This window comes from Sphingomonas sp. SP5, from assembly GCF_058313455.1.
In genome coordinates this window covers 22058-46662 of record NZ_JBZFLF010000010.1, presented here as the reverse complement: position 1 = coordinate 46662, position 24605 = coordinate 22058, and the positions used below count along the sequence as shown (strand labels likewise).

Annotated in this window: 20 protein-coding genes and 2 pseudogenes; 6 read left to right on the top strand and 16 right to left on the bottom strand. The window is 67.7% G+C overall.

Annotation, left to right across the window (positions count from 1 at the left end; translation table 11 throughout):
* The coding region (locus tag AC4GY7_RS17345; protein WP_491116387.1) for a transposase at nucleotides 1-206 on the bottom strand (206 nt) is incomplete at its 3' end.
* A 127-nt stretch (nucleotides 207-333) separates the two neighbouring features.
* Between AC4GY7_RS17345 and AC4GY7_RS17340 the strand changes: the two are divergent.
* Together AC4GY7_RS17340 and AC4GY7_RS17335 are read left to right on the top strand one after the other, a co-directional pair.
* Nucleotides 334-500, top strand: a pseudogene (locus AC4GY7_RS17340) (IS3 family transposase); the annotation flags it as partial.
* Nucleotides 501-583: 83 nt separating this feature from the next.
* Nucleotides 584-1335 (top strand): IS5 family transposase gene (locus tag AC4GY7_RS17335; RefSeq protein ID WP_491116389.1). Its coding sequence is split into 2 segments (ribosomal slippage): nucleotides 584-920 and nucleotides 920-1335, totalling 753 coding nucleotides; the frame shifts between segments, so codons are not numbered across the junction.
* A gap of 227 nt (nucleotides 1336-1562) precedes the next feature.
* Here AC4GY7_RS17335 and AC4GY7_RS17330 read toward each other — a convergent pair.
* From AC4GY7_RS17330 to AC4GY7_RS17310, 5 genes are all read right to left on the bottom strand, one after another.
* Nucleotides 1563-1712, bottom strand: coding sequence for an SDR family NAD(P)-dependent oxidoreductase (locus AC4GY7_RS17330; RefSeq protein WP_491116385.1), 150 nt, complete (start codon nucleotides 1710-1712; stop codon nucleotides 1563-1565).
* An 81-nt stretch (nucleotides 1713-1793) separates the two neighbouring features.
* Complete coding sequence (locus AC4GY7_RS17325; protein ID WP_491116383.1) at nucleotides 1794-2879, bottom strand: catalase family protein; 1086 nt, start codon at nucleotides 2877-2879, stop codon at nucleotides 1794-1796.
* A gap of 11 nt (nucleotides 2880-2890) precedes the next feature.
* A complete protein-coding gene (locus AC4GY7_RS17320; protein ID WP_491116381.1) occupies nucleotides 2891-4921 on the bottom strand; it encodes an alpha/beta fold hydrolase in 2031 nt (676 codons plus the stop codon).
* A gap of 169 nt (nucleotides 4922-5090) precedes the next feature.
* On the bottom strand, nucleotides 5091-6173 hold the full coding sequence (locus AC4GY7_RS17315; RefSeq protein ID WP_491116379.1) for a catalase family protein: 1083 nt from the start codon (nucleotides 6171-6173) through the stop codon (nucleotides 5091-5093).
* A gap of 55 nt (nucleotides 6174-6228) precedes the next feature.
* Nucleotides 6229-7320: an alpha/beta hydrolase gene (locus tag AC4GY7_RS17310; protein WP_491116377.1), complete on the bottom strand. Its 1092-nt coding sequence runs from the start codon at nucleotides 7318-7320 to the stop codon at nucleotides 6229-6231.
* A gap of 251 nt (nucleotides 7321-7571) precedes the next feature.
* Between AC4GY7_RS17310 and AC4GY7_RS17305 the strand changes: the two are divergent.
* Nucleotides 7572-7823 (top strand): annotated as a pseudogene (locus AC4GY7_RS17305) (cyclic nucleotide-binding domain-containing protein); the annotation flags it as partial.
* Nucleotides 7824-7878: 55 nt separating this feature from the next.
* Here AC4GY7_RS17305 and AC4GY7_RS17300 read toward each other — a convergent pair.
* The 3 genes from AC4GY7_RS17300 to AC4GY7_RS17290 all read right to left on the bottom strand — a co-directional run bounded on the left by AC4GY7_RS17300 (nucleotide 7879) and on the right by AC4GY7_RS17290 (nucleotide 12187).
* Nucleotides 7879-8580, bottom strand: a complete 702-nt coding sequence (locus AC4GY7_RS17300) for a glycerophosphodiester phosphodiesterase family protein (protein ID WP_491116375.1) — start codon at nucleotides 8578-8580, stop codon at nucleotides 7879-7881.
* Nucleotides 8581-8723: 143 nt separating this feature from the next.
* The gene (locus tag AC4GY7_RS17295; protein ID WP_491116373.1) at nucleotides 8724-9479 is read right to left on the bottom strand and encodes an acid phosphatase; all 756 of its coding nucleotides are present in this window, start codon (nucleotides 9477-9479) and stop codon (nucleotides 8724-8726) included.
* On the bottom strand, nucleotides 9479-12187 hold the full coding sequence (locus AC4GY7_RS17290; protein WP_491116371.1) for a TonB-dependent receptor: 2709 nt from the start codon (nucleotides 12185-12187) through the stop codon (nucleotides 9479-9481). The genes AC4GY7_RS17295 and AC4GY7_RS17290 overlap by 1 nt, the downstream gene beginning before the upstream one ends.
* Nucleotides 12188-12312: 125 nt before the next feature.
* On the opposite strand from AC4GY7_RS17290, the gene AC4GY7_RS17285 reads away from it, so the two are divergent.
* The 3 genes from AC4GY7_RS17285 to AC4GY7_RS17275 are packed head-to-tail and all read left to right on the top strand — an operon-like array spanning nucleotide 12313 to nucleotide 15523.
* Nucleotides 12313-13179, top strand: a complete 867-nt coding sequence (locus tag AC4GY7_RS17285; RefSeq protein WP_491116369.1) for a DUF6528 family protein — start codon at nucleotides 12313-12315, stop codon at nucleotides 13177-13179.
* Complete coding sequence (locus AC4GY7_RS17280; RefSeq protein ID WP_491116367.1) at nucleotides 13176-14336, top strand: hypothetical protein; 1161 nt, start codon at nucleotides 13176-13178, stop codon at nucleotides 14334-14336. Before AC4GY7_RS17285 ends, AC4GY7_RS17280 begins: the two co-directional genes overlap by 4 nt.
* Complete coding sequence (locus AC4GY7_RS17275) at nucleotides 14336-15523, top strand: ROK family protein (RefSeq protein ID WP_491116365.1); 1188 nt, start codon at nucleotides 14336-14338, stop codon at nucleotides 15521-15523. Before AC4GY7_RS17280 ends, AC4GY7_RS17275 begins: the two co-directional genes overlap by 1 nt.
* A gap of 164 nt (nucleotides 15524-15687) precedes the next feature.
* On the opposite strand, the gene AC4GY7_RS17270 is transcribed toward AC4GY7_RS17275, so the two are convergent.
* From AC4GY7_RS17270 to AC4GY7_RS17240, 7 genes are all read right to left on the bottom strand, one after another.
* Nucleotides 15688-16362, bottom strand: coding sequence for a response regulator transcription factor (locus AC4GY7_RS17270; protein ID WP_491116363.1), 675 nt, complete (start codon nucleotides 16360-16362; stop codon nucleotides 15688-15690).
* Entirely contained in the window at nucleotides 16359-19046 is a 2688-nt protein-coding gene (locus AC4GY7_RS17265; RefSeq protein WP_491116361.1) for a DUF4118 domain-containing protein, read from the bottom strand. Before AC4GY7_RS17265 ends, AC4GY7_RS17270 begins: the two co-directional genes overlap by 4 nt.
* 24 nt (nucleotides 19047-19070) lie before the next feature.
* On the bottom strand, nucleotides 19071-19640 hold the full coding sequence (gene kdpC / locus AC4GY7_RS17260) for a potassium-transporting ATPase subunit KdpC (RefSeq protein WP_491116360.1): 570 nt from the start codon (nucleotides 19638-19640) through the stop codon (nucleotides 19071-19073).
* A 114-nt stretch (nucleotides 19641-19754) separates the two neighbouring features.
* On the bottom strand, nucleotides 19755-21797 hold the full coding sequence (gene kdpB, locus AC4GY7_RS17255; protein ID WP_491116358.1) for a potassium-transporting ATPase subunit KdpB: 2043 nt from the start codon (nucleotides 21795-21797) through the stop codon (nucleotides 19755-19757).
* Between the two features lie 17 nt (nucleotides 21798-21814).
* Nucleotides 21815-23518: a potassium-transporting ATPase subunit KdpA gene (gene kdpA, locus AC4GY7_RS17250; protein ID WP_491116356.1), complete on the bottom strand. Its 1704-nt coding sequence runs from the start codon at nucleotides 23516-23518 to the stop codon at nucleotides 21815-21817.
* Nucleotides 23519-23532: 14 nt separating this feature from the next.
* Nucleotides 23533-23622 (bottom strand): K(+)-transporting ATPase subunit F, encoded by a 90-nt coding sequence (gene kdpF, locus AC4GY7_RS17245; protein WP_037531783.1) that lies wholly within the window; start codon nucleotides 23620-23622, stop codon nucleotides 23533-23535.
* 106 nt (nucleotides 23623-23728) lie between these two features.
* Nucleotides 23729-24577 (bottom strand): TorF family putative porin, encoded by an 849-nt coding sequence (locus tag AC4GY7_RS17240; protein ID WP_491116353.1) that lies wholly within the window; start codon nucleotides 24575-24577, stop codon nucleotides 23729-23731.
* Nucleotides 24578-24605 lie beyond the last annotated feature (28 nt).

Sequence of the window (24605 nt, the reverse complement as noted above, 5' to 3'; positions counted from 1 at the left end):
AGCCGCTTGAGCCGGGCGTTCTCCTCTTCGAGCAACCGCAGGCGCTTTGCGTCGGACACCTCTAGGCCGCCGAACTTCGCCTTCCACGCATAGTAGGTCGCGCTCGACATCCCGTGCTTGCGGCACAGCTCCGTCATCACCGCACCCGCCTCGGCCTCCTTCAAGATGCCGATGATCTGCTCTTCCGAAAACTGCTTCCGCTTCATTCCATCCGTCCCTTCGAGGGGCCGGTCTCTAGTTCCACCTGGATGAAGAAACGGGGGTCACGTCAGCGATGGGCTTGGCCGGCGTGATTTGCGGCAAGTTGGTTCGGACTACCGTCCCTGACAGGACACCGAACGCCTTGCCCAAGTCGGGATCGAACCATCGATCGGCAGCGTCGGCGACAGCTTTTGGCGGAATCAATAAACGGCCTCTACAGTCCCGAGGTGATCCACCGGGGCAGACCATGGCGCAGCTTCGAAGCGGTCGAGTACGCCACGCTGGAATGGATCGACTAGGCCGGATCGACATTCAGGATTCCCAAAGCTGTTGAAGGCTGATTCATAGGTGTCCGTTTCGGGACGCGGAGCGAGTGATGGGGATCAAGCGGTACGAACTGAGCGAGGCGCAATGGTCGCGGGTAGCGTCGCTTGTTCCTGGCAAGACGGCTGATCCTGGCCGGACGGGTGCGGATAACCGCTTGTTCGTGAACGGCTGTTTGTGGGTGCTGCGTTCTGGCGCCCATTGGTGCGATCTTCCGGAACGCTACGGCAAGTGGAAGACGGTGCACCGGCGTTTCAGCTGCTGGTGTCACGCCGGCGTCTGGGAGCGGGTGTTCGAGACGCTGACAGCCGACCGGGACAACCAGTATCTGATGATCGGCAGCACCATCGTTCGCGCCCACCAGCAGGCGGCGAGCGGAAAAGGGGGGCCAAGGATCAGGCGCTGGGGCGTTCCCGAGGCGGACTGACGACCAAGGTTCACATGCTTGCCGACACGTTCGGCCGGCCCTTGCGGTTCTGCATCACGCCCGGGCAAGCCAGTGACATCGCCTCGGCATCCAGGCTGCTCGAAGGTCAGCGTGGCAAAGCAGCGCTCGCCGGCAAAGCCTATGACGGCAATGACTTACGTAGCCAGATCGCGGCGATGCACGCCGAGGCAGTGATCCCGTCCAAGCGCAACCGAAAGGTCGCCATCCCGCACGATGCTGGCATCTACAAGCATCGCAACCAGATCGAGCGATGCTTCGGTCGCCTCAAGCATTTCCGCCGCTTCGCCACCCGCTACGACCCCCGCATCATCCACTTCACCGGCTTCATCCATCTCGCCGCCGCCATGATCTGGCTACGCTGAATGTCGATCCGTCCTAGTTCAATCATCGATGACTGCTCGAACCCAGCGGCAACAGCCCGCCCATCGAAGCCGAGGAGCAATATTATCCTGCAGCGTACATCACCGATATGGCTGCGTAACCCGCATCCAACCGCCTCCGGCAAACCCACCGCGTTTCTTTGCCTGGACGAGCGCCCCGCATGCCGCGCGGTCGGACATATCGGTTTCGCGAGGTTCGACCGCGCCGCTCAGTCCGCCCCCAGCTTGTCGAGCGCCGCCTTGTCGATGTCACCTAACATCAGCGTCACGCCCTCCTCGGCGGACCGGCGTGCGGCGCCTTCACCGATCCCCGAGGCGGCACCTGTGATGACGATGACCTTGTTGGAAAAGCGCGCCATTACGCGTTCCCCGCCTGATCGCCGTGCTTGCCTTCCAACTTCATGATCGTCCTCTCACTATCGTCAGCACCGGCGTTCAGCTCAGACTGGAATGTCCTGAATGTCGGCGGTGTTGGCAGCGGCGATGCCGGTCTCGCGGTGGCGGAAGTCGCTGAGCGCCTGGTAGACCTGCATGCGCGCGCGCATCACGCCGCCGAGTGGGCGATGCACTTCCAGGCTATGGGCCGGGCGGAACGTCATCACCTCGTCGAAGTAGCGAACTCGGTCCGGCCCATAGGCTGACTGCCGCGGCAGTCGGATCGTGCCGACGGTGCGATACGGGCTTTCACGCGTCGGCCAGTCGACGGAGGTGTCCTCGATGGGCTGCGTCTCGGCATCGGTCCACAGCTGCGCCCGAAGCTCGAACACCGCATCCTTGCTCTCGAAGTAATCGACCGCGGCATGGCGGAAGCCATCCTCGTCCTGATGCGGGTCGAGCCGCCAATCGGCGAGCGCCTTCTGCTCGGGCGCGACGGGAAAGACCCCGATCTTGGCGACGTGGTCGCCGAAGCGGACCGGGCACTGGCTGAAATATGCCTCGACCAGCGGGTGGCTGAAGGGGTGGCCATAAAAGTCCAGTGTCGGGCTTGGACCCGCACCGACGGCGTTCAGCACCTTGTTGATGTTGCGGGCGACAGAAGCGGCCGCACTCTTCACCCCCTCGGGCATGCGCACCGTCAGCCCAATCTTTTTGGCTTGCGAGAGGAAGCCCGCGGCGGTCCCAGCCGGGAAGGTCGTGCCGCTGGCGAGGACGAAGTCCTGCGTCGGCGCGTCATGGCCGGGCAGCTTCGCGCCCTCTACGCCGAAAACCTTGATCGACATGCCGCGATGGGTAGAAACGCGGTCGCCGAGTTTTTCACCAGGTCCTTGCGCGAAGCGGACGGCGACATCGAACGTGCCTGGTTCCGCGAAAAGGCCCTGTGCGAGTTCGGGCGGCAATTCAGGCGCAACGATGAGCTTGCCGACTACGCATGCCGTGCTCTTGGCATGGCTCGCTCGTACCGCGCGCCCGTCGCGCTTCTCGACGGTCTGGCTCTCCTGGGTCATGCCCTGGATGATGCCGTCGATGCTCTCCTGTTCGTCGGGCTCGTGTGTTTCGATGTCGGGCGAATAGCGCAGATAGGTCATGGGATGTCCGATCATTTGGCGGGTGCGAAGGAGAACAGCTGCGTCTTGATCGACGGCGGTGCGCCGGGCGTGAACCAATTGGTGTCCTGAATGTGGCTGGCGGTGACGTACATCGTCCCGTCGCGCCCTTCAGAGAAGGTGTCGGGCCAGCGCAGCCGGCGGTCGGTCAGCACTGTCTCAACGATCGTGCCGTTCAACCGCTTGATCGCATAGTCGGTCGGTGAGGTCAGGTAGAGCACGCCCGCCTTGCTCATCCACAGGCCGTCAGCGACGTGGGTCTGCGCGACCGTCTTCACCGCTGCCGCCCTGTCGGGCTCGCTGACGTCCGACCGCAGCTTGGCGGTGGCGATTGAATAGAGCGTCTTGCCGGTCAGCGCCTGATAGTAGAGCGTCTTGCCATCCTTGGAGATGGCGATGCCGTCCGCAGCGAAAGCGGGTTGGCGGCCGTCGGGGCGGACCAGCGGCTTGCCGTCGAGCGTGACCTTCACCGTCTTGTCGATCTGGGTTGACGCGTGCCCGTCGAGGGCGCGGTGGCTCTTGCCGCTTTCCAGGTCGACAACGATGATTGCGCCACGCGTGCCGCTGTCGGTAATGTAGCCGGTCTTGCCGTCGGGCGAGAAGCGGATGTCGTTGAGGTAGGTGCCCTGCAGCGCCACATCGCCGGGAACCAGGATCGTCTTCGTCACCGTGTTCGACGCCAGATCAATACGGACGAGTTTCGGCGCGCCTTCAAGTATCTTCTCGTTGCCCGGCGCGCCGGGATCGAGCACCCAGAGATTGCCGTGGCTATCGGGCACAATCGACTGGACGCAAACGAAATAGTCGCCGACCGGCAGTTCGTTGGCGCGGGCGTTGCGCCAGCTGTTCCATTTGGCGTCGGGATAGGGACGCAAACTACCGTCCTTCATCACCTCCGCGACGGAGATCGGCGCGTCATCGGTCCAGCGGGGGAAGTTGACGAAGCGCCGGCCATCCTCGGTCACGGCGACGCCGGTCGCCTGATGGTCGAACTGCGCCACCTGCGTCAGTTGTGCACTGCGTCCCTGAGCGTGGGCGACGCCGGCTGCGGCAGCGGCGACCAAGCCGATGGCGGCAATCCCAGCGGCATAGGGGGCGGCTTTCTTCATGGGCAGGCTCCTGTCGATCGTATCTGTGAGAGCGGCAAAGTCGCCGGCGAATAGATTAAGGAGGTGGCGCACCACGGCTTGCGGGTTCTCGCGCTGCGGAAAGTGGCCGACCTCGGTCATGGTGATGCGCGCGAACTGGCCGGCAAATTTTGCTCGCACGTCCCCCGCGGTCGAAGGCGGATTCACGCCATCGGCATCGCCGTGGATGTAGAGCGTCGGCAGGGACAACGTCTTGGTCGTCTTGACCTTGTCCTCCAACCAAGCGCTTCGTGGATCAGGTTCCGCTTCGCCCCAGCGCGCGCGATAGCTATGGAGCGTCACGTCGACCCAGTCGGGATTGTCGAAGGACTTCGCGACGCGGTCGAACGTCGCCTCGTCGAACCATCCCGGTGGTGCCCAGTTGACCCAATGCAGATGCGCGAAGCCGCGCCTATCGGCACGTACCGCCTTCGCCCCGCGCGCAGTCGCCATGAACCAGTGATACCATTGCCGCTGCGTCTGCTCGAACGGCGGTGTCGGCATGCCGCCGAGCCGGGGCGGGGTCGACAGCATCGCCATCCGCTCCACCCGCTCTGGCCAGCCTACCGCAAGCGCTTCGGCGGTGTTCGATCCCCAGTCGTGCCCGGCGACCATGAAGCGGTCGATGCCGAGCGCGTCGAGCAGCGCGATCATGTCGATCGCGAGCATCGCGCTGTTGCCGGTCCGCGGGGCGTCGTCGTTGAGGAAGCGCGTGGCGCCGAACCCACGCAACGTCGGGACGATGACGCGGAACCCTTCCGCGGCCAGAGCGGGTGCCACCTGATCCCACGTCGACGCATCATCCGGCCAGCCATGGATGAGGAGCAACGGCTGTCCCTGCTCCGCGCCGAAAAGCAAGACCTCCATGTTGAGGTCGCCAGCGGTAATCATCGGCATTCGTCAGCCTCCTGGCGGTGCAACCTTTTGCGTGCGGTGGTAAACCTGCCGCCCCATCAATGCTTTGGATGCATGACAGGACCACAGTCAGAACGGCCGAACGCCCCGTTAGTCTCCCCGCGGATCTCCCAAAGGCGAGCGTCGACCGATCAGACGCGACCTCTGCCGATCAGGCACGACCGCCAACAGGCTCGTGGTAGGGGCAGCCGTTCACGCGAGCCCGGAAGTCGGCGGAGTGGCGGTATGTCTCGTTGCGGGCCCGATTGATGTTCCCCAGCGGCCGGTGTGCGGCAAGCCCGGTCCAGATCGAGAAGCGCATCTCCTCGTTGATCTGCTGGACCTTGTCCTCGCTCAGGCTGTCCTGATTGGCCGCGCGGAGGGTCGCCACGGTCCGAAAGGGCGCCTCGTCCTGCTTCCATTCGACGGTCGGATCCTCGACAGGCTGTTCGTCGAGGTCGCGGCAGAGCTGGACCCGCACCTCCCACACCATTTCGAGCACCTGAGCCTCTGACCGAATTACGTTGCGCAGCGCGTCGGGACGGGTGCTGGCATCGATCGTCGTACCCGTCTGATCGGTCAGATCCTTGGACACGGGGAACACCGCGAATTTGGCGATGTAGTCGCCATAGCGGAAGGGTGTGACGCTGAAGTAGGTCTCGCCGAGCGGATCGGAGTTGGGTGCGCCGCCGAGCGTCTGTACCTTCGGGCTCTCGATACCGACCGCGCTCAGCACGGTGTTCACGCCGCGCAGCACTTTCGACATCGCCTCCTTGGTGCCCTCGACCTTGTCGGTTGTGCCGGCCAGGAGCTTCAGGTTGCCGAGAAACTGGTCGGCGGTCTTGTTCTGGAAGACCGGGCCATTGACCATGACGAAGTCCTGCGTCTGTCCGTCGGCGCCGGGCAGGCGTTCGCCTTCGACGTTCATGACCTTCAGCGCCAGACCGCGTGGCAGGCTGATGGTGTCCGGCAGGATGTCGCCCGCGTTGGTCGAGAAGCGCATGACGACCGCGTGCTCGCCCGGAGTGGCGAACAAGCCTTGGGCCAGCTCGGGGGGAAGGCCGTCATGGACGGTCAGCACCCCCTCAAGGAAGCCGTGCGCCTTGGCGTGGACCGAACGGACCGCGTGACCGTAATCCTTCGCTGTTGTCTCGAGGATCTTGTCAAACGTCTGGTTGAGCTCCGCGATCGTCTCGGCTTCTTCCGGCTTCACGTCCTCAACGTCGGGCGAGTAGCGGATAGGTGCTTGGGTCATGGTCACAGATCCTATCGACGGAGGAGGGGGGCGACCGACAGGCCGCCCCGTACGCTCAGCGCCGGGGCGCAGGTGCTGCGAACGCTGCCCGCAGCCGAGCAATCGCGAGGTCATTCGCCTGCTTGGCACCGTTCACGACCTTGGCCATGCCGAAGAACTCATGGGTCACGCCCGGGAAGGTCTTCTGCTCGACCTTGTCACCGGCCGCCCGCATCGCTGCTGCCAGCGTCTCGCCATCCGAGCGCAGCGGATCGATCTGCGCGTTGATGATTGTCGTCGGCGGCAGACCACGCAGGTTCGCCGCGACTAGATTCAGGCGCGGATCCTGCGCATCCGCCTTGCTCGTCTGGTAGTAATAGCCGAACCACGGCAGCATCGCGGCATTGAGCGGCTTCGCGTTGGCCGAATCCCGCCGCGATGGCAGCGTCATGCTGCTGTTCGCGATCGGATAGACCGACACGATGTGCCGCGGCACCGTCAGGCCGTTGTCGCGCGCGTAGATCGCGGTTGCGACCGCAAGGTTGCCGCCGGCGCTCTCGCCGACCGTGGCGATTTGTGCAGGGTCGCCGCCCCAGCCCGCCGCATTCTGCAGCGTCCAACGATAGGCCGCGGCGGCATCGTCATGCTGCGCCGGGAACTTGAATTCGGGCGCATGGCGATACTCGACAGAGACGACGATCGCGTTGAGCGCCTTGGCCATGGCCCGCGGCGCAGCATCGTAGGTCTCGACGTCGGCGATGACCCAGCCACCGCCGTGGTAGTAGACGACGACCGGCATGGGTTTTCCACCCATAGGCGCACCGGCCGGCTTGTAGATGCGCGCGAACTGCTTGGGGTCGCTCCCGTACGGGAGGTCCTGCGTCGTCACCGATGGATCTGGCGAAGTCGACATCCCCTTCTTCTGCATAACCGCCTTGGCTCCGTCCGCAGCCGAGGGCTGCACGCGGGCTTCCGCAGGCGTGAGCGTCTCGATCGGTTTGCCGCCGAGCAACGCGAGCGCGTCCAGTACCGACTGCATGTCGGGTGCGGCTTTCGGGGGCTGCACGGATGTAACGAGCGGCGGCGGAGGAGGAGGGGCGTTAATCGAGCGAGCTGATTGGGCCAGGGCTGGAACGCCTGCGATCGCGGTCGACGCGGCGATCAGCATTGCAATGGTTCTGCGCAAATATCCCTCCTGTAACTATCTGTTTCCCAACCATTGGGTGACCTTTAGCGTTTCCGTACGAAAGTAGACGCAAGCGTTTGGGCAGCGAGGTTCCGAACTGTGGACGGCCTGGATGGTCAGGCTTTGACGGCGGATGAGATTCGCGGTTCCATCACGGTGCCGTGTGAAGCGAATGCTCCTTGCATCGATTGAACGACGCTGACCGCGCCGCCCCTGCCCCGCATCGGAAACTGGTGCCGTTTCGCAATGGCGACATGATTGCACAGGCCGGCGACGCGGCAGACAGCATCCGCTGCCCACGGACTGGCACCGCTGCGGTACTCGATCCGACCGAGGGTGACCGCCGCTACGCCGTTGCGCTGGTGGGAAGCGAGGAGGTCATCAAATGGCAGCTGCTGCTTGGCAATGGGCGCTGGTCGCACGACGTGGTGGTGAGGGCCGAACACGGCACGGCGATCAGGCTGTCGGCTGCAGCGTTGAACGAGATACTGGCCGAACGCCCGACGATCCGAACCGTCCTGCTCCGTTTCGTCGACCTGGTCATGCCCCAGATGTCCAGCCTGCCCCCTGCCGTCCGTGCACGCGTCGCGAGCGCGGGACGGCAGCAGCAGAAAGGCGGGGCAATTCGTAGCCGATCGGTTTGCGGAGCGCGGCGGCCTGGCGGTCGATAACCGCCGCCAGGTCGGCGCCGTCCGCCGACGCGGACACCACCATCGGCATGAACGGGACGCGATCGTAGGAGGCCATCGCGGCGAGCGGAGCCGATCCCGCGCCGGCCGATACCTTGACGATCACCCGATCGGCCGCGCCCAGCCGCGCCGCGAGGTCGATCACCTCGGCATAGATTGCGTCCTTGACGTCGAGGTTGAGGACGATCCGTCCCTTCGCCAGTACAAGCATCTCCTCCAGCGTCAGCACGCGCTCCCCGGTCAGCGGTGCAGCATTCCTACCTTCGTCCTGGCGGAGCCGCAGCGCCTTCAACTGCGCGAGCGTCAGATCCGCCACCGCGCCCGTGCCGTTCGTCGTCCGGTCGACGGTGGCATCGTGCATGATGACCAGATGGCCATCCCGGCTCTTGCGGACATCCGTCTCCATCACATCGACGCGGAGCCGCGCGCAATGATCGAGCGCCAGCGCCGAGCTATCCAGTGCCGTGGACAGGCCGTGACGCGGTGCCGGATCATGGCAGCCGCGATGCGCGATGACGATCAGGCCAGCCTGCGGGTCGCGGATGCGGCGCATGATCTCAGCCGAATCCGACGCGTGCGCAGGCATTGCGGCAGCGATCGCGGCGATGCCGAGAAGCTGCCGGATGGCGGTCGGGACGATCGGGCGCCATCGGAGGGATGAGCCGGCACGCGCAGGGCTCGGGGCGCGCGAGCCCATCATCGTGCCTCCGCCGCGCTCTGCATCGGCGTGGTGCTCACGGACGGATCAGCCACCCGTTCGGCGCTCGACGGCGCAGGATCGAGCTCCCGTCGCGCCGCGTCCAGATCCTGACGGAAGCCGGGGTCGCCGTGCAGCCGCGCAACGACCGCCGCTGCTGCCTGGCGGCCAGCCGCCACCGCACTGGCATTGTGCGCGCCGCAGATCACCCGGCTATCACCGTACTCGCGGCCCCGCGCGAGTATCTCCGACGCCCTCGCCGGCATCAGTTCGGCCAGCACCAAGGCGACCGACGTTCCCCAGCTGGTGTGACCGGAGGGATAGTCGAAGCTGTTCTGCAGCTTCGCGCGCGGCTGGCAGATGGCCCCGGCGTCGACGAGGAACGGGCGACGCCGCGCGTAGATCGGCTTGACCGCGTTCACCGCCGCGGCGACATCGCCGCGCATGCGGGTGAGCAGCCGTGCCACGGCGGGCGTGGCGGCCGGCGACAGGTCGCGACCCGCCGCTGGCGTGAAATCGGCAAGCATCGCCGGCACGCTTTCGTCGGCGTCGCCGATCGCCTGCTGCCAGCGCGGGCTCCCTTGCTGCACCCGCGTCGCGCGGAACGTGGCGCGGTCGGCGGCATCCTCCGGCGATCCCGCGACCGGCGCCGGCGGAAGCACCTCGCCGAGCGCGACGCCCGGACCGGCAAGATAGCGCTGCGCCGCCACCGGCGTCGCCGTCGCCAGCACCGCGATCATGACCGCGTACCGCATCAGTAGCGCACCAGCGCGCCGATGTAGAAGGCGCGGCCGTTGTTGATCTCTTCGCGCAGCAGGCCGAAGTTCGGCCCGAACATCCGCTGTGGACGGAAGTTGGTCAGGTTCTTGCCTTGCGCCACGATGGTGAAGTGCCGGTTGAGCTTGAGCCGGATCTGCGTGTCGAACAGATCGCTCGTCGCATAGCGCCGGTCCTGCAGCGGATCGGACGTCGAAACGGAGAAGAGCACCGGCGACAGGTGATTCCAGGCGCCCTGCAATTGCACTGGGCCGGCGGTGTAGAACAGCTTCACGTTGGCGACGGTGTCGGCGCTCTCGAACAGGCCGGACAGCCGGCGTGCGCCGAGCCCGCTGGGCGACACCACGCTGGGCGGCGTGGGATCGAGCAGCGTCACGTTGGCCGAGAAGCCGAAGCCGGCGAGCGGACCGGGGAGGAAGCGCATCCGCGACACCACCGCGTTCAGCTCCAGCCCCTTGATCCGCGACGTGCTGCCGTTGACGGGACGGATCCGGGTGACCAGCGTCGCGACGCCGTCGACCGTCTCGATCGCCTGGTTGCGCGCGGTCAGGATCTCGTTCTGGATGTCCTTCAGGAACAGGCCGGCGGAGAAGAGGATGTCGCGGTCGACGTAGAATTCCGCACTGAGATCGTAGTTGCTCGCCACGCGCGGCTTCAGGTCGGGATTGCCGCTGGTGATCGTGCGTCCGCCGCCATCGGCCTGCGAAAAGATCGACACGACCTCGCGTGCTGCCAGGTCGTCGTAATTGGGGCGGCCGATCGTCCGGCTCGCCGCGGCGCGCAGCTTGAAGCGGTCGGTGACGTTCCAATTGACCTGCGTCGAGGGCAGCCAATAGCCGTAGCTCTGCCCGCGCTGCCCGTAGACATAGCTGGTGACGCCGGCGCGCGTGTTGCTCGAGAACGACCCGGTGCGAAGGTCGGTGTGTTCGTAGCGGACGCCGCTCACCACCTCGACCGCATCGGTCGCATAGCGCGCCATGACATAGCCGGCGCCGATGTCCTCACCGAACATATAATCGGGCGTGAGGCTGCCCGCCGCATTGGCGCTGTTCGGCGCGAAGCCGGCTTTATTGGCGGCGTAGAAGCTTGCCGCGAGCCCGGGGTCGACGAACAGCATCGGCTGGCCACCGCCATTATAGGGCAGGAAGCGGGCATCCGGATCGTCCACCGCCGACAGCAGGTAGGTGCTGGTCGTCAGCGGGCGATAGTTGAGCACGGTAAAATCGTAGCGCCGCTTCAGGAACCGCCCGTAGCCGCCGGCCTGAATCCCCCAGCCACGATCGGCCGCATCCATGTTGATGCCGACATTGCCCTGCGCGGTCAGCGCGCGCTCGCGATTGTCGTCGGTCGTGGTGCCGTATTCGAACTGGCGGTAGTTGGCGGGATCGAAGGCGTAGGTCGGATTGGCGAAGGTGAACTGGGTGAAGTCACCCGGCGTAATGGCATAGCGATAGGCCAGGCTGTTGGTGTTCGCGATGCGATAGGTCGCCAGCGTCGCATCCTGGTGATAGGTCGAAATGGCGTAGTTGACGCCGAGGTCGGCGTGGATGCCGCTGCCGGGCTTCAGCTCGGCATGCAAATCGCCGTAACGCACCCGGCGCTGCTGGGCATATTGGGCGAGATCGACCTGGGCATTGGCGTTCGACACCGAACCGCCGGTCGCGGTGACGTTGCCGAAGTTCGTGTAGCGGTTGTTGGCGTTGGCCGTGTTGGCGATGACGATGTTCGACTGCCGCTCCTCGTCATTGGTGTGACGGAAGTCGGCGAGCGTGAACGCCGCCCTGAATATGTGATGGTCGTCGAATTCGAGCTTGCCGAAGGCGCCGTAGCGCTGGCGGACGTTGTCATAGTGCAACCAGCGCCTGCGGTCGGGCGCGACGAAGGCGTTCGACACGTCGTTGGTCGGCGACACCAGCCGATTGCCCGTGGCAGGATCGAAATAGAGGTAATTGTCCGTCGCCGAGCTGAGCGAGGCGGAGTCGCGGCGGAAATAGCTGGCCGAGACGACGAAGCCGAACTTGCTGTCCGGCCCGAACGTATCGGCCGCGATCAGCTCGGCCTGGCCGGACGGGGTCGCGCCATGACGCACCCGGCGATAGTCCCAGGTGCCGATGTCGAAGCGACCGCCGAGGAACCCCTTGCCACCATTGTCGAACGCACTGCGCGTCCGCAGGTTGGCGACACCGCCGATCGCATTGCCGTTCATCGCCGCGTTGACCGACTTGTACACCTCGACCCGCGAGGCGAGCGAGGACGGGATCACGTCGAGCGAGACGTTGCGCCGCCCGACTTCGTTGGCGGGCAGCGGCACGCCGTCGATCTCGACGAGATTATAATCGGCGTTGAGGCCGCGGATGGAGAGGAATTGCGCCTCGCCGCGCGCGTTGTTCTGGACGGTGGAGACGCCCGGAACGCGGGTCAGCGCCTCGCCGAGGCCGAAGTCGGGCAGCGTGCCGATCTCGTCGGCGCTGATGCTGTCGGAGATGACGCCGATCGTCCGCTTCGCCTCGATTTCGCGCACCGCCTGCAACCGGGCGCCGGTGACGACGATGTCGGCGCCGTCGCTCTCCTGCGCCACGGGTGCGGCAGGCGCTGCGGGAGGAGCGGGCACGGTCTGCGCCCCTGCGGGTGCGGCAAGCGCCGATGACAGCAACAAAAGCCTGCGCGCTGCGGATGACGCCTTCATCATGATCCCCTCTTTCCCCGACCAGGCCGGTGCGTTATTATTCACCTTGAGTGACATATGTATGACGATGCGCAGCGATGCGCAATCGCCTTCGATCGGGACGGGGAAAGATGAAGAAGCTGAGGATGTTGGCAGCCATCGTGACGGTGATGGCGAGTGGCAGCGCAAGCGCCGCGGAGCGGTTGTACGCCTGCGGCGACGACCAGATTCGCGAATATGCGGTGTCGGGCGATTCGGCAGCGGAAACGTGGCGCTGGACCGCGGCGCAGGCCGGCGATCTGCCTGACGCATATCGCACCACGTTGCTGGCGCACATCGACGATTGCAAACCGGTCGAGAACGGCAAGTCGATCCTCGTCACCGCATCGACGGGCGGCGTCGTGCTGATCGACCGTGCGACCGGCAAGGTGCGGTTCCGTGCGAACACGCCGATGGCGCATTCGGCGGACCTGTTGCCGGGTGGCTATGCGGCGGTCGCGCTCTCGATCCACAAACGCGGCGACCGGTTGCAGCTCTACAAGCTGTCGCGTAGCGAGACGCCGATCGCCAGCCTGCCGCTGCCTTCGGGGCATGGCGCGGTGTGGGACGCGCGCCGCCGGCGGCTGTTCGCGCTGTCGCACGACCTCGTGCAGGCCTTTTCCTTCGATCCGCGCGCGCGCAAGCCGCGCCTCGTCGAAACCGCGCGCTGGACGCTGCCCGGCCGCCGGGACGGGCACGACCTGTCGCCGGCGCCCGAGGGCGACTATGTCGTCACCACCGATGACGGCGCATGGACCTTCGATCCCGATGCAGGCAGCTTCACGCCGATCGCGGCGCTCAACCCGAAGCTGCGGGTGAAGGCGGTCAGCATATCACCGGGGGCGATGGCGTGGGTGCAGGCGGAGGACAGCTGGTGGGCGAACGGCTTCACGGTGGCGAACCGCAATGCGACGGCAACCCACCGGATCGAGACGCCGGGGTTGAAGCTCTACAAGGTGCGCTGGATCCGTTGAACTGGCGCCGCGCCTGGGCGGTTTATTGCGCCGCGCATGTCGGCAAGAGCCTGTTGTGGACCGCCAGCGACCTGCTGACGCTGTATCTGCTCGTCTCGACCTTCGCACTCGATCCGATTATCGCGGGCGGCGTGTTCCTGGCGGGACTTGCCGCGAACGGGCTGGCGGATCTCGGCGTCGGCATCTGGCTGGGGCGCCATCCCCGCCACGCGGCGCCGGTCGCCGGATGCGGACTGGCGCTGGCGGCGCTGGCGTTCCCCGCCACCGTGCTGCTCGCGCCGTACGGCGCCTGGGCGTTGCTGGCGGCGACGCTGGTCTTCCGCATCGCCTATGCCGGCTGCGACGTGCCGCACAATGCGCTGATGACTCGGTTGGGCAGCGATCCCGCCCGCGCGATCCGCCTGTCGCGCGGCCGGACGGTGGGCACCGCGCTCGCCTCGCTCCTCGCGATCGGCGCGGTGGGCGACCGCGAGACGATGGCGACGGTGCCGCTGTTGTGGAGCGTGGCCGCGGGCGCCTTCGTGATCGGATCGACGATGGTGCCATTGCTCGCCGCCCACCCGCTCCCGTCGCCCGCCACCGATCGGAACGGCGCCGGGGGTGCGTGGCTGCCGCTGCCGTTCCTCGTCGCCAGCGTGATCGGCATCGTCGCGCTGGGGGCGTTGGGCAAGGCGATGCTGCACCTGCCGGCATCCTGGCCCCGCGCGGACGGAACGACGATCCTTGCACTGCTGATCGCCGGGCGGACCGCCTCCGCGATGATCCCGATGCGCTTTCGCAGCCCCCGGCATGGCCTTGCCCTGCTGGCTGCCGCCTACGCCGGATCGGCGATGATCGCGCTGGCCTGTGCGTGGAGTACCGGCCTCCTGCTGCTGATGCTGCTCGGGCTGGCGATGGGCGTCACCAACCTCGTCGGCTGGGCGCTGCTGCCTGCGCTGGCGGCGGGACCGCGGGGGTACGGCCTCTATACCATGGCGTCCAAGCTGGCGCTCGGCGCGGCGGGCCTCGCACTGGCGGGGGGCCTCGGCCGCGTGCCGACCTTCACGCCCGGCGGCTTCATCGTCTTCGCGCTGACCGTGGCGGCCGCGTGCGGGATCGCGGCGCTGCTCGCCTCGCTTCGCTTGACAGCCGGCTCGGCACGCGCCTTCTCTGGCTGATGAACGGCATCACCGCAGGCGAATTTCCGGCGCATTTCCTGCGCGAAGACGGCCGCCGCACCGCTACCATGAACGAGCGCGTCGTGATGGACCTGCTGTCGCGCCACGGGTCGCTGAGCCGCGCCGATCTCGCCCGGCTGACCGGCCTTGCCCCCCATTCGATCACCCGGCTGGTCGAGCCGCTGATCGCGCGCGGCCTGCTGAACGAAGCGGCGCCGGTGGCCGCCGGCCGCGGCAAGCCGGCAGCGAAGCTGGCGCTGGAGGGATCGGCTGCGTTCGCGGTCGGGCTTTCGGTGATGACCGATGCCGTTTCGCTGGTTCTGCTCGATCTTGCCGGCACCGTGCAGAGCGCGCGCAGCGAGCGGCTCGTGGATACCGGCATCGCGTCTGCCTGCGGCCAGATCCGGCGCATGATCGATGACGCCGTGGCCGACGCGCGGCGCGACCGGTCGACGCTGGTCGGGATCGGGGTGGGCGTGACCGGCTATTTCATCGGCGACGGCGCGCGGCTCAACCCGCCGCGGATGCTCGATCCCTGGGCGCTCGTGCCGCTCGACACGATCCTGGCCGAAGCGCTGGGCGAAAAGGTGTGGATCGACAATGACGGCAATGTCGCGGGGATCGGCGAGGCGATGCTGGGCCACGGCCGCACCGTGCGCGACTTCGCCTACCTCTATTTCGCCGCCGGGTTCGGCGGGGGGATCATCGCCGATGGCGTGCCGCTGCGCGGGCGCCATGGCAATGCGGGAGAATTCGCATCGATCCTGCCGGGCGGCTGGCCGCAGCCGAACCTCGAAGCGCTCCGCATGACCTTCCAGCGGATGGGCGTGGCGTTCGCCGATCTGCACGCGATGCTTGCCGATTTCGATGCCGAGCACCCGGCGGTCACCGCCTGGCTGGACGACAGCATGGCATCGCTCGATCTCGTCGTCTCGGCGATCTCGGCCACCATCGATCCCGAGATGATCGTGCTCGGTGGCCGCCTACCGCCGGCGCTGGCGGCACGGATCATCACGCGCGTCACGTTCACCAATCCCGAACGACGCGGCTTTCACCGCCCGCCCCCCGTGATCGTGTCCTCGACCATCGATGGGGACGCGACCGCGATAGGTGCAGCGACACTGCCGCTGCGCGCCGCCTTCTTCGACAGTTCGGCTGGTGGCGCTTTGCTTTATGGCGCCGAATGAGCTCGAATTTACGTCTCTAGCGTCCGCGAGCATGGAGCTCCACGCAGAGCGTTACATACATGCCTGCCGCTCTTAACTGGCGAGATCCATGGGATGGTAGAGGCGTGAATCGGCATGACCTGAGGGCACGATGGCGCGGATGTGATCCTTTCAGCCGAACAGCATCAATGATCCCGCAGCCGATAGCCAATGCCCAATTCATTAGAGATCACGCTGCCGACCGGACCGGGCGATTCGAGTTTCTGGCGGAGGTTGCGGATGAGGATGCGCAGATATTCGATGCGGGGATCCTCCTGCCGGGTCCAGGCGGCGTCCATGATGCGGGCGTGCGTCAGGACGCGGCCGGCGTGGCGGGCGAGGAGCGCGAGCACGTCATATTCCTTGCGGGTCAGGTGGACCTCCTCGCCCGCGCGGCGGACGATGCGGCGGTCGAGGTCGATCGACAGGTCGCCGCAGACGACGACCTGGGGTGCCTCGGCGACGCCGCGGTGGCGCAGCGCGGCACGCAGCCGGGCGAGCAGTTCGTCGGTGTCGAACGGCTTGGTGACGTAATCCGCCGCGCCCAGATCCAGCGCCGCGACCTTCTCTTCGGTCGCATCGCGCGCCGACACGACGAGTACCGCGCAGGTCCGGACCAGCAGCGGCACGAGGCCGAGCCCGTCGCGATCGGGCAGGCCGAGGTCGAGCAGCGCCGCATCGGGTTGTTCGGCTGCCGCCAGCGTTAGCGCCTCGCGGGCGTTCACGCCCTCGATCACGGCATAGCCCGCCCGTTCCAGCGTGTTGCGCAGCAGGCGACGGATCGCGGGTTCGTCGTCGATGACGAGGATGCGGGCGGTCATGTTGGGGATACGCTTTCTGGCGGGGGCAGGCGCAGGATGAGGCTAGGGGGGAAGACAAGGGCAAAGGCGGCGCCCCCTGTGCCGTCGTCGCGATTGGCCGCCTCCACGCCCATGCCCATCGCCTCGGCGAACGCCTTGACGATGGCAAGGCCGAGGCCGGTGCCGCCCGTCGCCCGATCGGAGCCGGCCAGCCTGCGGAACGTTTCGAACACCTCCGCTTCCCGGCCGGCGGGCAGGCCGGGGCCGGCATCCAGCACGACGAGGCGCAACCGACCGTGACGATGCGTGCCACGGATGACGATCGGTGTGCCGGGATGGCCATAGCGGCCGGCGTTGTCGAGCAGGTTGAGCAGGCAATGATGGAGGAGATGCGGATCGACGTGCACCAGCGGCAGGTCGGGCGGCACCTCCAACTGCAACGCATGCCCCTCTAACGCGCGTCGCGCGTCGTGTGCCGCGCCCGCCACCGCCTCGCCGAGATCGGTCGCCTCTACCGCCAGCCGCAGCGCGCCTGCCTCCACCCGTGCCATGTCGAGCAGGTTGGCGATGAAGCGGTTGAGCCGTGCCGCCTCGGTCCGGATGGTCGCGACCAGATCGGGGGTGGTGCCGTGGCCCAGCGCATCCGCCGCGGCGATGACGGCCGTCAGCGGCGTGCGCAGATCGTGGCTGACCGAGGACAACAGCGCCGCGCGCAGTCGATCGCGGGTGCGGATCGTCTCCAAATCCCGTAGCTCGGCTTGCAGGCGCAATCGCTCGAGGATCAGCGCGGATTGGTCGATCAGGCTGGTGAGGAGCGGCAATTGGTCGGCGCGAACCGGATCGCCGCCATCCGCGCGCGCAATGCCGAGCACGGCCAGCGTCCGCTCCCCCGCCTTCATCGGCTGGAACAGCCATTCGGAGGCGGCGAGCGTGCCCGAACCCTTGCCCGCGGCAGTGCCGGCGTCGTGGGCCCAGTGCGCCGCGGCAAGATCCATGGTGCCCAGTGCATAATCCGGCCGCGTCGCGGCCTGCACGACGAGACCGGTGCCGGTGCCGGCATCGGCCGCCGGGACGAGCAGCACCGCCTCCACGTCGAACAGGCGGCCGATATCGTCGCCGATCACGCGCGCGGCCTCCGCCGGATCGCTGACTCCGGTCAGCCGGTGGAGGAACCCCGCCAGCGTGGCGTTGGCCCGGGCACTCGCCGCCGCCATGTCGGCCTGCGCGCGCACGCGAGCGGTCAGCTGGCTGGTCGCGACCGCGACGCCGAGCAAGACGAAGATCGATACGACGTTTTCGGGGTTGCTGACGCTGAGGGTGCCGATGGGGGGCAGGAAGAAGAAGTTGTAAGCAAGACTGGAGAGGAGGCCAGCGAAGAGGCCGGTGCGCAGATTGTAGAGGCTCGCCGCCATCATTACCGGCAGCAGATAGAGGAGCGCGACGTTGCCGAGGTCGAGGACGTGGAGCAGCGCGGTGCCGACGCCGGTGACGAGCGCGACGGCGAACAGCGTCATCGCATAGCCGATCGGCGCGCCCCAGCCGTGCCGCCGCCGCCGCCCGCGGGATCGCGCCGTGCCGCCGGACGAGGGCACGACATGGATCGCGATGCCCGGCGTGTCGCGCACCAGCCGATCGACCAGCGAGCCGTGGCGCAGCTCGAACCAGCGCGACCGTTTCGATTTGCCGATGACGAGCTGTGTCGCGCGCGCTTCGCCGAGGAACGCGCGGATGCCGTCCAGCACGGTGGCGGCGGGGACGGTGGCGATGCCGCCGCCGAGCTGCGTCGCCAGCGTCATGGTGGCGGCGATGCGCTGGTGCTGCGCCTCGCCGAATTGCGCCGTGCGCGGCGTCTCGATGAACAGTGCCGTCCACGGCGCGCGCAGGGCATCGGCGATACGCTTGGCAGCGCGGACGAGGGCGTCGGCGCCGGGCAGCTCGCCGACGGCGACGACGATCCGCTCGCCGCCGGCCCAGGTGCCGCCGACGCCGAGCGCGCGGACATGGTCGAGCATCTGCGCATCCACCGCCTGCGCGGCGCGGCGCAGCGCGAGTTCGCGGAGCGCCGACAGGTTGGATTTGGAGAAGAAGTGCGCAAGCGCGCGCGTCGCTTCCTCGGGCAGGTAGACCTTGCCCGCCTTCAGCCGCTCGATCAGCTCGTCGGGCGGGATGTCGACGACCTCGATCTCCGCCATTTCGAGGATGCGGTCGGGCACCGTCTCGCGCACGCGGACGCGGGTGAAGCCGGCGACGACGTCGTTGAGGCTTTCGACATGCTGGATGTTGACCGTCGAATAGACGTGGATGCCGGCGGCGAGCAGCTCCTCGACATCCTGGTAGCGCTTGGCGTTGCGGCTGCCGGGCGCATTGCTGTGCGCGAGTTCATCGACCAGTGCGAGGCGCGGCGCGCGGGCGAGGACCGCGTCCAGGTCCATCTCGTGCAGGGTGCGTCCTTCATAGGGGACGGCGCGGCGCGCGACGACCTCCTGCCCGCGGACCAGTGCTTCGGTTTCGACGCGGCCGTGCGTCTCGACCACGGCGACGACCACGTCCACGCCATCGCGCCGACGGGCGATCCCCTCGGACAGCATCTCGAAGGTCTTGCCGACGCCGGGGGCGGCACCGAGGAAGATCTTGAGGCGGCCGCGCCCTTCCTGCGCGGCGGTGCGCAGCAGGGCGTCGGGGTCCGGGCGGCTCGCGGCAATCATCGCGCGTCGGTCATCGGGCGGCGGTCACCGCCGCATCGCGTCTAGGGCGCGGTTGAGAGCGAGGACATTGACGTGCGGGTCGCCGAACGGAGATTCGTCGGTCAACCGGGTGATGAGCGCCCAGACCTCGGCGAGCGGCAGGCCGCGGACGCGCGCGATGCGCGGCGCCTGTGCAAGCGCGGCGGCAGGCGAGAGATCGGGGTCAAGGCCCGAGCCGCTGGCGGTGACGAGGTCGGCGGGCAGGGGGCCGGTCATCCCCTCGGCATGGCGGCGGGCGACGTCGGCGGCGACGCGGTCCCTGAGCGTCTTGCTGGTCGGGCCGAGGTTCGAGCCGCCAGAGGCGAGGCCGTCATAGCCCTTGCCGGCGGCGGAGGGACGCGTCCGGACATAGCGATCGCTGGTGAACGCTTGGCCGACGACGGCAGAGCCGATCACGCGACCATCGACGGTCACGAGGCTGCCGTTCGCCTGCGCGGGAAACAGGACCTGTCCGATGCCGGTCATGGCAAGGGGATAGCCGATCCCGAGCAATGCTGCGAACAGGATCGTGAGGACGATCGCCGGACGGAGGGCGGTGGTGAGGTCTTGGTTCATGGTGCGTCCTTTTGACGTCCGTTCACTTTGGGAGGGAGGAGGTGGGGGTTGCCGGTCTCTGTGAGACGTCCCCCACCCCAACCCCTCCCCTGAAGGGGAGGGGCTTTATTGGGGTCAGGCCAGCCCGAGGCCGGCGACAGCGAGGTCGATCAGCTTGATGCCGAGGAACGGCGCGAGCAGGCCGCCGAGCCCGTAGACGGCGAGGTTGCGGGCGAGCAGCGGGCCGGCGCCCATCGGCCTGTAGGCGACGCCCTTCAGCGCGAGCGGCACGAGACAGGGGATGACGAGCGCGTTGAAGATGATCGCCGACAGGATCGCGCTTTGCGGCGTGGCGAGGTGCATGATGTTGAGCACGCCCAAGCCCGGGTAAAGCACGACGAACATCGCCGGGATGATCGCGAAATATTTGGCGACATCGTTGGCGACCGAGAAGGTGGTGAGCGCGCCGCGGGTCATCAGCAGCTGCTTGCCGAGGCCGACGACCTCGATCAGCTTGGTCGGATCGCTGTCGAGGTCGACCATGTTGCCCGCCTCGCGCGCCGCCTGCGTGCCCGTGTTCATCGCGACGCCGACATCGGCCTGGGCGAGCGCGGGCGCATCGTTGGTGCCGTCGCCGCACATCGCGACGAGGCGGCCACCCTGCTGTTCCTGCCGGATCAGCGCCAGCTTGTCCTCCGGCGTCGCCTGCGCGAGGAAATCGTCGACGCCGGCTTCCGCGGCGATGGCGGCGGCGGTGAGCGGATTGTCGCCGGTAATCATCACCGTGCGGATGCCCATGCTGCGCAGTTCGCCGAACCGTTCGCGTATCCCGGCCTTCACCACGTCCTTGAGCAGGATCGCGCCGAGCAGGCGCGGGCCGTCGCCGCTGTCCTGCGCGACGGCGAGCGGCGTGCCGCCGGCGCGGGCGATGGCATCGGTGATGCGGCGCAATTCGGTCGCCGCCGCGGTTTCGCCGAGGCCGGGGTTGGCGCGTAGGATCGAATCCACCGCGCCCTTGTGGATCGTGGTGCCGCCGATCCGCACGCCGGAGATGCGCGTCTGCGCGGTGAAGGGGATGACCTCCGCACCCTCCGGCAGCACGATGGCGGCGTCGGTCAGGCGGGTTCTGGCGAGCGCGACGATCGAGCGGCCCTCCGGCGTCTCGTCGGCGAGGCTGGCGAGCAGTGCCGCTTCGGCGAGCGTATCGGCATCGGTTGCGGCGAGGTGGCGGAACTCGCTCGCCTGGCGATCGCCGATGGTGATCGTGCCGGTCTTGTCGAGCAGCAGCACGTCGATGTCGCCCGCCGCCTCCACCGCGCGACCCGATTTGGCGAGGACGTTGAAGCGCACCAGCCGATCCATGCCGGCGATGCCGATCGCCGAGAGCAGGGCGGCGATCGTCGTCGGGATGAGGGTGATGAGCAAGGCGGCGAGGATGGCGACCGGGATCGACCCGCCGGCATAAGCTGCGAAGCCGGGAATGGTGCCGACCGCGATCAGGAAGATGATGGTGAGGCCGACGAGCAGGATGGTGAGCGCCACCTCGTTGGGCGTCTTCTGCCGCTCGGCGCCCTCGACCAGCGCGATCATGCGGTCGAGGAAGCCCTGGCCGGGATCGGCGGTAACGCGCACGGTGATCGCATCGGAGATGACGCGGGTGCCGGCGGTCACCGCCGAACGATCGCCGCCCGCCTCGCGGATCACCGGCGCGCTTTCGCCGGTGATCGCCGCTTCGTTGACCGAGGCGACGCCCTCGGTCACCTCGCCGTCGGCGGGGATGAGATCGCCCGTTTCGACGCGGACGAGGTCGCCGGCGCGCAAGGTGCTGGCGGCGACCCGTTCGGTGCGGCCGTCCGTCAGGCGCCGGGCGGTGAGTTCGGCCTTGGTCGCGCGGAGCGAGGCGGCCTGCGCCTTGCCGCGCCCTTCGGCCAGCGCCTCGGCGAAGGTGCCGAACAGCACGGTGAGCCACAGCCAGACGACGAGCTGGAGCTTGAAGCCGAGGCCGAGCGCATCGTGGCCGAGGACGAGCAGCACGGTGAGCAGCAGCGCGACCGCGGCGGTGACGAACATCACCGGATTGCGGACCAGCGCGCGCGGATCGAGCTTGACGAAGGCGGCGCGGATCGCGGGCACGATCAGCTCGGCGGTGAACAGGGAATTGGTGGCTGCGCGAGCCATGATGGACGCCCTCGCTGTCAGAAGGATTGGCCGCGGATCATGCTGAGATGATCGGCGATGGGACCGAGCGCGAGGCTCGGCAGGAAGGTGAGGCCGCCGAGGATCAGCACGATGCCGACGAGCAGGCCGACCCAGAGCGCGCCGGTGGTCGGGAACGAGCCGGCGCCGGCGGGCGTGTGCGCCTTGGCGGCGAGGCTGCCGGCGATGGCGAGCATCGGCACGATGATGAAGAACCGGCCGACCCACATCGCGACGCCGAGCAGGCCGTTGTACCAGGGCGTGTTGGCGGAGAGGCCGGCAAAGGCCGAGCCGTTGTTACCGACCGCGCTGGTGAAGGCGTAGAGGATCTCGGAAAAGCCGTGCGGCCCGGACGCGAGCGGCCCGGCGAGCCCGGGCCGCAGCACCGACGACAGGGCGGTGAGGCCGAGGATGGCGAGCGGCAGCACCGCGATCGCCAGCACGGCGAGCTTCACCTCACGCGATTCGATCTTCTTGCCGACATATTCGGGCGTGCGACCGACCATCAGCCCGGCGACGAACACCGCGAGGAGCGCAAACAGCAGGAAGCCGTAGATGCCGGCGCCGACACCGCCGATCACGACCTCGCCCAGCTGCATGTTGAACAGGGGCACGAGGCCGCCGAGCGGGGTGAAGCTGTCGTGCATCGCGTTCACCGCGCCGCACGAGGCGGCGGTGGTGACGACGGCGAACAGCGACGAGGCGGCGATGCCGAAGCGCACCTCCTTGCCCTCCATGTTGCCGCCGGCGACGCCGAGGTGATGGAGGATCGGATTGCCCGCGGCCTCCTGCGCATAGGTGAGGGTGGCGCCGGCGAGGAACAGGATCACCATCGCGGCGAGGATCGCCCAGCCCTGGCGCGTGTCGCCCACCGCCTTGCCGAACGTCCAGGTGAGGCCGAAGCCGATGAGGAAGATCGACAGCATCTGGACGAGGTTGGTGAGCGCGGTCGGGTTCTCGAAGGGATGCGCGCTGTTGGCGTTGAAGAAGCCGCCGCCGTTGGTGCCGAGCATCTTGATCGCTTCCTGGCTGGCGACGGGGCCGAGCAGCAGCGACTGTTTCGCGCCTTCGAGCGTGGTGACGTCGACGACACCGGCGAGCGTCTGCGGCACGCCGCTGGCGATGAGGAACAGCGCGTAAAGGCTGGCGAGCGGCAGCAGCAGATAGAGGGTGACGCGGGTGCAGTCCGCCCAGAAATTGCCGATCGTCGTCGCCGAGCGCCGCGCGAAGCCGCGGAACAGCGCAAAGGCGAGCGCGATGCCGGTCGCCGCCGACACGAAGTTGTGGATGGTGAGGCCGAGCATCTGGCTGAGGTTCGACATGGTCGCTTCGCCGGCATAGCTTTGCCAGTTGGTGTTGGTGGTGAAGCTGATCGCGGTATTGAAGGCGAGATCCGGCGACAGGCCGGCGAGCCCTTGCGGATTGCCGGGCAGCATGCCCTGCAGCCGCAGCACCGCATAGGTGAAGGCCAGCAGCATGACGTTGAACGCCAGCATGTGCAGGGCATAGCGGCGCCAGCCGTGTTCGGCCGTGGGATCGACACCGGCGAGGCGGTAGATACCGCGCTCGACCGGCGCGAGCAGGCGGTGGAGGGGCGTCCGGCGCCCCTCGTAGAGGGCGAACAGCCACAGCCCCATCGGCCTGGTGGCGGCAAGGAGGATGGCGACGAAGCCGAGGATCAGGAGCCAGCCCTGCAAGGTCATGGGATCCGCTCCCTTCAGAAGCGTTCGGGGCGGATCAGCACCGCCACCAGATAGACGAGAAGGCCGAGTGCGGTCAGCGCGGCGAGCCAGAGGTCGAGGGTCATCGCGTCATCTCACGCATGGTCGCACAATCGGGCATAGGCGAGCGTCGCCGCCGCCAGCCCGGCCATGACGAGCAGCCAGATCAGGTCATGCATCGGTCGGTTCCCTTCAGAAGCCGGCGGTGAGCGAGGCGAGCAACGTGCTGCCCGCGATCGAGCCGGTGCCGTCCTGCCCCTTGCTGAAGCTGGGGCGGAGATAGGCAGCGCGGCGGTCCGACAGGTCGGTATCGACCCAGCCGAGGCCGAGCGTCAGGCCGCGCCACGTCGTGTCGACGCCGAGCGACCAGTCCCAATAGGCGCCGGTCGGCGATAGCGCGGTGGCATTGGGGCCGAGCCCGTCCTGCCCCCGGCTGTGGCCGATGTGCGCGCGGGCGGTGAACGGCGTGCCGGCCACCGCATAGGCGCCGTCGCCCCACAGGTAGAGATTGTCGTCCTTCGCGCCGCGATGGTCGTAGACGCCCGCGGCGGCGCTGGCGCCGTCGTCATACCAGGCGCCGATCGCCTCCTGCCGGGGCGCATAGGCGACGCCGGCGGTGAGCGTCGCGCGGCCGGCGGTGCCGCTGAGCTTGGCATAGGGTTCGGCGAAATCGGTTTTCGCCGCGCCGCCGGGGTACAGATACCAGGTGACGCCGACGTCGAGCGTGCCGGTGGCGCCGATCCGCGTCTTGTAACCGCCGATCAGGTCGAGTTCCATGTTGGCGCCGCCGAACGTCCCCCAGCCGGCGAGGCTGGAGGCCCAGGTGCCGACGTAGAGGCCGCTGCCATGCGCGATCGTCAGCCCGGCCTGCACCGCCGGCCGATCGTCCGATTGCGACACGCCGCGGAAGCGATAGTCGGAGACGATCCCGGCCGAGCCGCTCACCGTCACGACCGGCGGCGGCGCGGCCCCGGCCTGAGCGAAAGCGGCAGCCGGCGACAGCATGAACGGCAGCGCGGCGAACCATGGCAGCGTCTTCATCTCAGGTCCTCATCGGGAGCGCCCCGAC

Excerpts from the sequence above, each read along its gene's own strand:
- AC4GY7_RS17330 (WP_491116385.1), bottom strand. The coding sequence starts at position 1,712 with ATGGCGCGCTTTTCCAACAAGGTCATCGTCATCACAGGTGCCGCCTCG.
- AC4GY7_RS17325 (WP_491116383.1), bottom strand. The coding sequence starts at position 2,879 with ATGACCTATCTGCGCTATTCGCCCGACATCGAAACACACGAGCCCGAC.
- AC4GY7_RS17320 (WP_491116381.1), bottom strand. The coding sequence starts at position 4,921 with ATGCCGATGATTACCGCTGGCGACCTCAACATGGAGGTCTTGCTTTTC.
- AC4GY7_RS17315 (WP_491116379.1), bottom strand. The coding sequence starts at position 6,173 with ATGACCCAAGCACCTATCCGCTACTCGCCCGACGTTGAGGACGTGAAG.
- AC4GY7_RS17310 (WP_491116377.1), bottom strand. The coding sequence starts at position 7,320 with ATGCTGATCGCCGCGTCGACCGCGATCGCAGGCGTTCCAGCCCTGGCC.
- AC4GY7_RS17300 (WP_491116375.1), bottom strand. The coding sequence starts at position 8,580 with ATGCGCCGCATCCGCGACCCGCAGGCTGGCCTGATCGTCATCGCGCAT.
- AC4GY7_RS17295 (WP_491116373.1), bottom strand. The coding sequence starts at position 9,479 with ATGCGGTACGCGGTCATGATCGCGGTGCTGGCGACGGCGACGCCGGTG.
- AC4GY7_RS17290 (WP_491116371.1), bottom strand. The coding sequence starts at position 12,187 with ATGAAGGCGTCATCCGCAGCGCGCAGGCTTTTGTTGCTGTCATCGGCG.
- AC4GY7_RS17285 (WP_491116369.1), top strand. The coding sequence starts at position 12,313 with ATGTTGGCAGCCATCGTGACGGTGATGGCGAGTGGCAGCGCAAGCGCC.
- AC4GY7_RS17275 (WP_491116365.1), top strand. The coding sequence starts at position 14,336 with ATGAACGGCATCACCGCAGGCGAATTTCCGGCGCATTTCCTGCGCGAA.
- AC4GY7_RS17270 (WP_491116363.1), bottom strand. The coding sequence starts at position 16,362 with ATGACCGCCCGCATCCTCGTCATCGACGACGAACCCGCGATCCGTCGC.
- AC4GY7_RS17265 (WP_491116361.1), bottom strand. The coding sequence starts at position 19,046 with ATGATTGCCGCGAGCCGCCCGGACCCCGACGCCCTGCTGCGCACCGCC.
- kdpC (WP_491116360.1), bottom strand. The coding sequence starts at position 19,640 with ATGAACCAAGACCTCACCACCGCCCTCCGTCCGGCGATCGTCCTCACG.
- kdpB (WP_491116358.1), bottom strand. The coding sequence starts at position 21,797 with ATGGCTCGCGCAGCCACCAATTCCCTGTTCACCGCCGAGCTGATCGTG.
- kdpA (WP_491116356.1), bottom strand. The coding sequence starts at position 23,518 with ATGACCTTGCAGGGCTGGCTCCTGATCCTCGGCTTCGTCGCCATCCTC.
- kdpF (WP_037531783.1), bottom strand. The coding sequence starts at position 23,622 with ATGACCCTCGACCTCTGGCTCGCCGCGCTGACCGCACTCGGCCTTCTC.
- AC4GY7_RS17240 (WP_491116353.1), bottom strand. The coding sequence starts at position 24,577 with ATGAAGACGCTGCCATGGTTCGCCGCGCTGCCGTTCATGCTGTCGCCG.